General features: G+C 57.3%; 7 protein-coding genes. 1 reads left to right on the top strand and 6 read right to left on the bottom strand.

All coding sequences use genetic code 11. The features are described from left to right. Positions 1-34 precede the first annotated feature (34 nt). From LHW45_10380 to LHW45_10360, 5 genes are all read right to left on the bottom strand, one after another. Positions 35-1585, bottom strand: a complete 1551-nt coding sequence (locus LHW45_10380; GenBank protein ID MCB5285978.1) for a hypothetical protein — start codon at positions 1583-1585, stop codon at positions 35-37. A 663-nt stretch (positions 1586-2248) separates the two neighbouring features. After that, positions 2249-4291, bottom strand: coding sequence for an aminopeptidase (locus LHW45_10375; GenBank protein MCB5285977.1), 2043 nt, complete (start codon positions 4289-4291; stop codon positions 2249-2251). Positions 4292-4433: 142 nt separating this feature from the next. Next, positions 4434-5276 carry a polyamine aminopropyltransferase gene (gene speE, locus LHW45_10370; protein ID MCB5285976.1) on the bottom strand — a complete coding sequence of 281 codons (843 nt, stop codon included), beginning with the start codon at positions 5274-5276 and terminating at the stop codon, positions 4434-4436. 5 nt (positions 5277-5281) lie between these two features. Then, positions 5282-5665, bottom strand: coding sequence for an adenosylmethionine decarboxylase (gene speD / locus LHW45_10365; protein ID MCB5285975.1), 384 nt, complete (start codon positions 5663-5665; stop codon positions 5282-5284). Positions 5666-5784: 119 nt separating this feature from the next. After that, positions 5785-5925, bottom strand: a complete 141-nt coding sequence (locus LHW45_10360) for a hypothetical protein (protein ID MCB5285974.1) — start codon at positions 5923-5925, stop codon at positions 5785-5787. Positions 5926-6234: 309 nt separating this feature from the next. On the opposite strand from LHW45_10360, the gene LHW45_10355 reads away from it, so the two are divergent. Continuing rightward, on the top strand, positions 6235-8694 hold the full coding sequence (locus LHW45_10355; protein ID MCB5285973.1) for an FAD-dependent oxidoreductase: 2460 nt from the start codon (positions 6235-6237) through the stop codon (positions 8692-8694). Positions 8695-8802: 108 nt separating this feature from the next. Here LHW45_10355 and LHW45_10350 read toward each other — a convergent pair whose 3' ends face one another. Further along, the gene (locus LHW45_10350) at positions 8803-9303 is read right to left on the bottom strand and encodes a glutathione peroxidase (protein ID MCB5285972.1); all 501 of its coding nucleotides are present in this window, start codon (positions 9301-9303) and stop codon (positions 8803-8805) included. Positions 9304-9534 lie beyond the last annotated feature (231 nt).

Raw genomic sequence — 9534 nt, 5'->3', positions numbered from 1 at the left:
CATCCGGCGCTTGAGCTCTTCTGCCGGCATCTTGTCACTTACTTGGATCTGTCTCATCTGTACCTCCAGTAAACTGAAACTGGAGATACAATAACCTATATTTGGAATTATGCAAGCGAAATGGTATTATCAAAGCAGTTTCGCTTTGCCGGAAGGGATTGGGATAAGCGTTATAGAGGCACGAGACACCCTCAAGCCCGGGAGTCAGGTCGTCATCCACTGGCACCACGGGAGAGAGTTTGCCCACCCAGACATCCCTTTCACCTGCGCTGGTCAGCTGGGTATCGCCGAAGTTCATTGAGAAGGAAAAAGCTCCAGTGGCGTATGTATTTCCCTCGCCATCCAGGCATACACTCCAACAGCTGTCATTGGAAAAACCGTTGCAGGTTATCGCCCAGAGCCAGTTGCCAGATACGTCCAGCCAGGCAATGAAGAGATTGTAGTAACCACCGTTGGGCAGCACTAAAGCACCAAAATCCGCGTCCTCGCCATAATAATAGCCTGCCACACAGCAGTTCCCGCTGTCGTCGAGGATGACGTTGCAGCCAACATCAGTATTCTCGCTCATAACGTAAGAACCACCCGCACGCCGCGCCCAAAGCCAGTTGCCCTCATTATCCAGCCGGGCGATGTAGATATCCTGCGAACCGAGGCAATGCAGAGTGGTGTTGCCGAAGGTCGCTGAGTGCGAGAAGGGACCGGTCACAATGCAGTTGCCGTTGGCATCGGCGCATAACGACCAGCCTCCTTCCGTTCCGGAACCGCCGGCACTGCTTGCCCAGAGGCAATTGCCTTCGGGATCAAGCTTAGTGACGAACACATCCCAGCCGCTGCCGGTGAGCGAGTGGGAGCCAAAAGTGGCGGAATTATGGAAGTAGCCAGACATATAACAATTTCCGCTACCATCGATGGAAACACTATCCCCTTCATCGTGACCGGTTCCACCGGCGCGTTTTGCCCAGAGCCAGTTGCCATTGGTGTCCAGCCGGGCAACAAAAATATCGCCGCTGCCGACGCTGCTGAGCGATATCGCACCAAAACTGGCAGTGCCGCTGAAGTACCCTGTCAGATAGCAGTATCCTTCTTTGATGATGACGGTCTGTCCAACATCGTCACCAAGCCCTCCGGCGTGTTTTACCCAGAGCCAATTACCGCTGGGATCCAGCTTGGCAATAAACATATCGGCAAGTCCAGCACTGGTAAGTGTGGTCGAACCGAAGTCGGCAGAACCGTTAAAATATCCAATAATGTAGCTGTTTCCGTCACCATCAGCGGAAACAACCATTCCCCTGTCATCACCAGTTCCACCGGCCCGCACAGCCCAGAGCCAGTTGCCGCTGGGATCCAGCTTGGCCACAAAGATATCATTGTTTCCAGCAGTGGCAAGATGGGTATCCCCAAATTGGGCGACATCCAAAAAAATACCTGTACAATAGAGATTACCGGCATTGTCGCGAGACATGCTGTAGCCAATGTCGTTGCCCGCACCACCTGCCCTGGACGCCCACAGCCACTGAGGATCGGTCTGGGCGGCGAGAAGGACGCCCAGAATAACGATAAGACACGCAAAGATCAGCTTTTTCATTTTAACTCCTTTGTTAAATGCCTAAGCCGTGCATTCGATCTGTCTGGCCCGGACTCCGCAAAGCCGGGTGACGGCAGGTTTCACACCATGATTGTCTTGCCCGCTTTTTTGATCCTGACCGGGTACCGCAGGCACGACTTGGCTGCCGGATTTCCGCCGCGCCGCGGACAAGGCCGGATGCGCGTTTCAGGCTAATCGCAGGGCTGAAAAAGGCTCAGCATGGGTAAACGCGTCCACTATTTGTGCCAGAACACAATCTATGAAAAGAATGGCGGTTGCGAGCAGTGATTTCAATTACACTCGTAGCTACATCGATAAATTGTGTCAAGATTTATTTATGTATTATTAAGGTGCCCATACTGCTGTTTTATAGTGGATTAAGCTTATGAATGATGTTCCATCCCTGCTTGGAGGTGTGGACAATTCTCCACAAACATAGCAGTTGTGGGGAGGTGCCTTCAGATCGGATGGATCCGAGCCCGGATGAGCCGGCATTGGGGTTACAAATGGCTCTCTTTCAAACCGAGTAGGCGGTTGAAAGTTCTGTATCCAGCCGATTTCTCAACCCACTCTGTTTGAAAGAGAGCCTGAAAAAAATGGCCGAAGCTGTCAGGGCTCCGGCCCGGGGATATCGTCAACCAGGATCAGGGCGCTGATCCCGGGTCAGGTGGTCAGTTCATCCAGCGGGATATTCAGTTCCTCGGTGCCGGGCACCACGAAGCGTCCGTCCTGGATGATGAAATGCTGTTTGCCGTCAGGATTGAGGGCGGTGATGGAGGCCAGCATGTCGTAGGGGAGGGTGATGTCCATGTGTTTCTGGGTGTAGGCTCCGATGGGGTCTTCCTTACGGGTGGCGGATTTCTCGTTGTCCACCGCGATCATCTCCTTGCCGTTCAGGAAGTTCGGATGCGGCGCTTCCTCCTCGTGGCTGAAGCAGGTGTCGCCGATGGCGAAGTGGGGGCCCATTTTTTCGATGATGAGAATGGGCAGCAGGGCCTGGATGCCGTGTTTGCGGGCGATCTGGTAGGCCAGGGTGTTGGTGCCGATCGCGAATTCGCCGATGGGCAGGGTGTCGTGGGGCAGCAACAGGTTTTCGTGGATGTACTTTTTGCCTTCGGCGGGGTCGTCAAAGTTTGTGCAGGAGTAATCCTTCACCCAGCCATCCTCGAAGCGCATCCTCAGGTTGAAGTAGCGCAGGCTGCCCAGGTAGATGTCCTCCACGTGCAGGGTGCCGGTGGTGCCGGTAAGTTTCGGCGAGGTGAAGACTTCGCCCACCGGGATGTTCACGTCGGCCACGCAGTTCTCGAAGTTGGTCTGCTTGTCGGGATCGGTGATGGTGTGCATTTTCACCAGGATGTCGGTGTCGTTGTCGGGTTTGCCTTTCACGTGCACGAATTCCGCGGTGTCCAGCACGTCGATGAGCTTCTGCTGGATCTGGGCGTATTTGTTTGAATCCAGAAGGTTTATCTTCAGGGTGTCGGCGAATATTTCCCGGAATTTGGGGCCGATCTCCGGGGAGGGGAAGGCGATGATGGTGAAGCTGGTTTCCTCGCGACGATAGTGTTGGTAGTACATTTCGGCGAAGCGCCCGCGCTGTTCGCGGTTAAGCAGTTGCTGATCGGCACTCAGTTTGAGGGCGGTGGCCTTGGCTTCCGGCGAGAAGGGTGTTTCGCCGAACAGCTCCACGTAAACGGGCCCGGCCTGCAGCGAGATGGTTTCCTTCAGTCCTTCCAGGGACTTGGCCACCGCCTCCAGCTGCAGGTCCACGTACTCGCGATCGAGCAGGAGGGCGCTGTCGAAACGGTGGTCGTAGCCGTACTGCTTGTTGATGCCCTGGCTGTGGGGCTGGCCCACCAGCGGAGTGATTCCGATGCGCTCCAGTTCAGTGATCAGCAGGCGCCCCAGGCGCTCCATGCCACAGGGGATCATCAGGTTCGCGAATCTCTTGATCCGGTAATCCTTTTTGGCGCGGGTGAAGCCGTCCACCCAGCTCTGGACGATGAATTTCGCTATAGCCTCCAGCTCACCGGCGGGGTAGGCGCTCAGGAATTCCGCCATGGCCAGGTCGTGTTCGCTGAGGTGCGCTCCGTAGCGGTAAAGGTAGCGGAGATCGGCCAGGTCGGCTGTTTTCACGATATTGGCAAAATAGCTGAAATCGGGGATGTAACTGGTCAGATTGCCCCAGGTGACCGCCAGTTCGAGCTCGTTCAGGCGGGATTTCCGGTAGGCGGAGGTCCAGGCGGCCAGGTCGGTGTCACCCGCGGCGGCCAGGGCGTGAAGGTCGAAAAAGAGCTGCAGCTGGCTGTCGAGGCCAAGATAGTCTTCCCTGATAAGGTAATGGCGGCAAGCCCGGAAGCCGGAGTAAACGGCCGCGCAGAACTGGCCCAGACCGTCTCCGAAGAGCTGAACGGTGTGATCGGGGTTGGCAATGCAGTTGGGGTAGCCGGTCTGGGGTTCGACCGGGGCGTAGAACTCCGCGTTCATGGCCTTAAGTTCTTCCAAGGTAATGGCTTTGAATTCCGGATCGCTGGCCAGCAGGCGGGAGAATTCAGCGCCCTGAAGGATGGCCTCACGCGAGGCGGAGAAAAATTCCCGCAGGGGAAAGCTGGCTGGGAGTTCGAGCGCGGCCAGTTGGCTCAGCTTGGCTTCATAGGCGGGGCGGAAAGAGAGGATTTGGGACTTGGTCTCTTGGTAGTTGATCGGCATGGCGTACTTCCTTTGGATAGAATGGAAAAACTTGCGGGAAAAGCCTTTGTAGCTTTCCAAGCAATGGAGGGACAAAAAAATGCCCGGGCCTGATTGTCAAGGTTTATCCCCCGGGGCTGGCGACAAAATGCTTATCCGAAACTCAGCCGAGTTGCTCCAGCACGAAAGTGGGCAGGGAAAAGGCCGCGTAGTGCAGGTCGCGGTTGTAATAGCGGGTGGGAAGGGCGGCGGAGCTGATCCTGGCCCCCACTTCCGGGGCGAGGGGGTCGGGGGAGGTGGAGGCCAGTTGGAAGAGCCAGAGGCCGGCCTGGTAGGTCTGGATGGCGGCGCTGTAAGCCCTCACCAGCGGAAAGAGGGAGCGGAGGTCGCGGTGGACCTCGCCGATCACCTTTCCCAGTTCAGGCATCCAGGGGCTTTCCGACTGCAAACACAAGATCCCGCCGGGCTTGAGGGCGCGGCGACAATCCGCGAAAAAGGGCTCACGGAACAATCCCTCCGCCGGCCCCACGGGATCGGTGCTGTCGATCAGGATGACGTCGAATTGCTCTTCCGTGTCCCTCACAAATCCGATCCCGTCGGCGAAAAGCAGTTCCGCGCGGGGATCGTCCCCGGCTTTGGCCAATTGGGGAAAAAAGCGTTTGGAGACCCTGGTGACGCGCTCGTCGAGCTCCACCATCAAAACCCGGCTGACGGTACTGTGCTGCAGCACCCGGGTGAGGGTGCCGCAATCGCCGCCGCCTATGATGAGCACGCTTTGGGGCTCCGGATGGCTGAACAGGGCCGGATGGGCCAGCATTTCGTGGTAGGTGAACTCATCCGTCTCCGTGAGCATAAGCACGTCGTCCAGCAGCAACACCTTGCCGAAGGCGGGGGTTTGCAGCACCTCGATCTTCTGAAAAGCGCTCTGTTCGGTGTGGAGCAGTTGTTCCACCGCGAAGGTGAGGCCGCGGTGGGGGCTGTGAAAATCCGTGTGCCAGTGGTTCAAAGGCTTCAGTCCGGTTTGTGTTTGAGGGGTTCCCCACCGGTTTCGAAGAGGCCGCGCCGGATCTCCATCTTGCTGCTGTGTTTGCTTTTAAAGCATTTTTCCAGGTGGTGGAAGAGGTCCCAGGGCTCGATGGTTTGGCCGCAGGTGAAGATGTCCACCGCCGCGTAGCCATATTCCGGCCAGGTGTGGATGGCCACGTGGGATTCGGCGATCACCACCACGCCGCTGACGCCGTGGGGGCTGAAGGAATGGAAGGTGTCCGTTACAACGGTGGCTTTGCCGATCACGCAGGCGTCGATGAGGGCCGTGCGGATGGCCTGTTCGTCCTGCAGGATGTCTTTATCGCAGTCGTAAAATTCGACCAGTATCTGTCTGCCAAGTGCTTGCATGTGTTTTCTCCTCTGTGGTTTAATGGGTTGGTGAAGGCAAAGGAAAACCCGGGATTGAACCGGCTCTTGGGAAAAACCTTCAAAAAAAGCGTCCCGCCTTCAGGGCGGGTGCGGGTCCATCACCGCAGAGGCTTCAATGTTGCGCTAAAAACGGAAAGCTGTAGCAATACCTCCTCATCGTCCCGCCAGAGGGGGCGCAAAACCCTGGCGTAGAGGGCTTCCCGGTCACTGTGGACACGGAAGAAACGGTCTCTGATCATGACGACTCCTTTTTTTAGCGATGTGTGAAACTCAATTTTGCCAAGCGGCTGTTTCCTGTCAACAGAAATCGCAGATCGTGAACCAAACTCCGGCACCGGGCCAGGAAGCGACGGCGTTCAGGCCAGGCTGGCCGACCCTCCCCGCCCGCCAAATTTTCCGGGTCGATCTGTTCAGGGCGGTCTATTTCACAGGATTTTGTTTGCCGGGGAACATATCTTGCGTATCTTTAAAGTGGGGACCAGTGTTCCGCGCGGCTGGGAAGCTTCCCGGGCAGGGTTCGCCAACTATCTTTCCCTGAAGGAGATACCATGCCCAGATACCTCATCGTGGGAGGTGTGGCCGGCGGTGCCACCACAGCCGCCCGCCTGCGCCGGATGGACGAACACGCCGAGATTATCATGTTCGAGCGCGGCAACTATATATCCTATGCCAACTGCGGCTTGCCCTACTACATCGGCGGGGTGATAACCGACCGGGAGCGCCTTTTCGTGCAGACCCCGGACAGCTTCAAAGCCAGGCTCAATGTGGATATCCGCACCAACACCGAGATCACCGCTATCGACCGCGCGGCAAAAACGGTGACCGCCAAAGACCTCAAGAGCGGGCGGGAGTACAGCGAAAAGTACGACAAACTGGTGCTTTCTCCTGGTGCGGAACCCGTTCGCCCGCCCCTGCCGGGCATCGACGATCCGGCCATCTTCACCCTCCGCAGCGTTCCCGACACCGACCGCATCAGTGAATATCTGGATGAGCACCGGGTGCGCCACGCCGTGGTGGTGGGGGCCGGCTTCATCGGTGTGGAAATGGCCGAAAACCTGCACCACAGGGGTATCATGGTCTCCATCGTGGAGATGGCCCCGCAGGTGATGACCTATCTGGATTTTGAGCTGGCGGCTCAGGTGCACCAGCATCTGAAGGCCAAAAACGTGGGACTCTATCTGGGCGAGGCCGTGCAGGCCTTCGAGCGCGACGGCGCCGGGCTCAAGGTGCGCCTGGCCAGCGGTAAGGCTATCCCCGCGGACCTGGTGATCCTCTCCATCGGCGTGAAGCCGGACAGCCGCCTGGCTGAGGCCGCGGGCCTGGAACTTGGCCCCAACAAGGGGATCATGGTGAATGAGTTTCTGCAAACCTCCGATCCCGAGATCTACGCCGTGGGCGACGCCATCGCCATGGCCAATCCCATCACCGGCAAAACCTTCCTCACCTATCTGGCCGGCCCCGCCAACAAACAGGGCCGCATCGCCGCCGACAACATCGTGCTGGGCAACCGGCGCAAGTACTGCGGCTCGATCAACACCGCCATCGCCAAGATCTTCGACATCACGGTGGCCGCGGCGGGCATCTCTGTGAAAGCGCTGCAGCAGGAAGGCATTCCCCACCTCACCTCCATCATCCATTCCTCCTCCCACGCGGGCTACTATCCGGAAGCCCTGCCGCTCACCATCAAGATCGCCTTCTCCAGCGGGGACGGACGCCTCTACGGGGCCCAGGTGGTTGGTTTCGACGGCGTGGACAAACGCATCGAAATGCTGGCCCACATCATCAAACACAAAGAGACCGTGCACGACCTCGTGGAGCTCGAACACGCCTACGCGCCTCCCTTTTCCAGCGCCAAGGACCCCGTGAACCTGGCCGGAATGGTGGCGGAAAACATCCTCGCCGGAGTCTCCAGGATCATCCACTGGAACGAACTTGAGCAGCTCGATCCCGCGAACTCGGTCCTGATCGACGTGCGCACCCCCATGGAATTCGGCCTGGGCAGCATCAAGGGGGCCGTCAACCTGCCCGTGGACGACCTGCGCGAACGCCTGGACGAGGTGCCCCAGGGTAAAAAGATAGTGGTCTTCTGCGGCACCGGCCACCGCAGCTACTTCGCCTCCCGCATCCTGGCCCAGAAAGGCTTTGACGAGGTTTACAACCTCAGCGGAGGCTTCTCCACCTTCGAGCAGGCCCACCAACCCCAAACCAACGAGGACATCTTTGCCCACGACTACATCGCCAAGGACGACCAAATGTATAAAAAAGACGAAACCGCCACCGCCGTCGGACGCACCGTGGAAGCCGACGCCTGCGGGCTACAGTGCCCCGGGCCCATCATGCGCCTCAAGATCGAGATGGACAAACTGCTGGAAGGCGACAAACTGCGCATCTCCGCCACCGATCCCGGCTTTGTGAAAGACGTTCCCGCCTGGTGCCGGATGACTGGAAACACCCTGATCGGCATCGAGGAAGTGGGAAAAAAATACGTGGCCACCGTCCTCAAGGGCGGCGGCGAGGAAATCGGCGCTTCAGCCGGCGGACGCAACAAGACCATAGTGGTCTTCAGCGACTATCTGGACCGCGCTTTGGCCGCCTTCGTGATCGCCAACGGCGCCGCCACCACCGGCAAAAGGGTCACCATGTTCTTCACCTTCTGGGGGCTGAACGTGATCAAGAAACACAACAAGCCCAAGGTTCAGAAAGACCTTATGGGCAAGATGTTCGGCCTGATGATGCCCGGCAGCAGCCGCTCGCTGGGACTTTCCAAGATCAATTTCGCCGGCCTCGGCCCCATCCTGATGCGCAAACGCATGCAAGACAAAAACGTGGACCAGCTGGAACTGATGATCATGCAGGCCCAAAAAGCCGGGGTGGAACTGATCGCCTGCCAGATGTCCATGGATATCATGGGCGTGGCGCCGGAAGAATTATTGGAAGGCGTAACCATTGGCGGAGTGGCTACTTACCTCTCCGAAGCCGAACAAGCCAACCTCAACCTCTTCATCTGACCATCACATGGCAAGATATAAAAAGCCCGGCACTGCGCCGGGCTTTTTGATTGGTTCGATGCTTTCATCCGCCGCCTGCGGAATCAGGTGTTTTTGTTGTTGTAGGGTTCATTTACCCAAAGCGGCTTCCAGGGCCTCCACCAGGTCTTTGGACAAAGGCTCGGTCTGTGAACCGAAGCGGTTGATCAAAAGCCCTTCGCGGGAGATCAGGAACTTGTTGAAATTCCAGCTCACTTTGCCCGCGAACTCGGGATTGTCCTCTTTGGAGGTCAGCCAGGCGAAGAGCGGATGGATGTCCTTGCCCCGCACCGAGATCTTTGAGAACAAGGGGAAATTGACCCCGAAATTCAGCTTGCAAAAGCTCTCGATCTCTTCGTTGTCGCCTGGTTCCTGGCGCATGAAGTTGTTGGCGGGAAAGCCCAGCACCACCAGGCCCTGGTCCTGATACTGCTCCCAGAGCTTCTGCAGGCCGTCATACTGCTTGGTAAAGCCGCATTTGCTGGCGGTGTTCACCACCAGCAGCACTTTTCCTTCATAGGTTTTCAGGCTTTCAGCGCTGCCGTCGATCCGCTCGGCGCTGAAGTCGTATATCGTTTTGGCGTTTGTCATGGTAATTCCTCCGATCATGGCCAGCAAAAACAGGGCCCTGATCAACCACTGGGACTTGCTGTTGTGCATGATCATTTCCTTTATCTGTATTTTGCTGATATGATAGAAGACCTTTGCGTAATACCAAATTGTCCAGCTTTCCAGGATCTACTTTATAGTTATCCACAATTTTTCCAGAATTTCCCAACATGAACCCTGAAAAAGCTCAGTTATCCACATATTTTGCCCTCA

It is taken from the genome of Candidatus Cloacimonadota bacterium, assembly GCA_020532085.1.
Classification (GTDB): Bacteria; Cloacimonadota; Cloacimonadia; order Cloacimonadales; family Cloacimonadaceae; genus Syntrophosphaera.
Note: the sequence above shows the minus strand (reverse complement) of the source record. Positions and strands in the feature narration are given on the sequence as shown.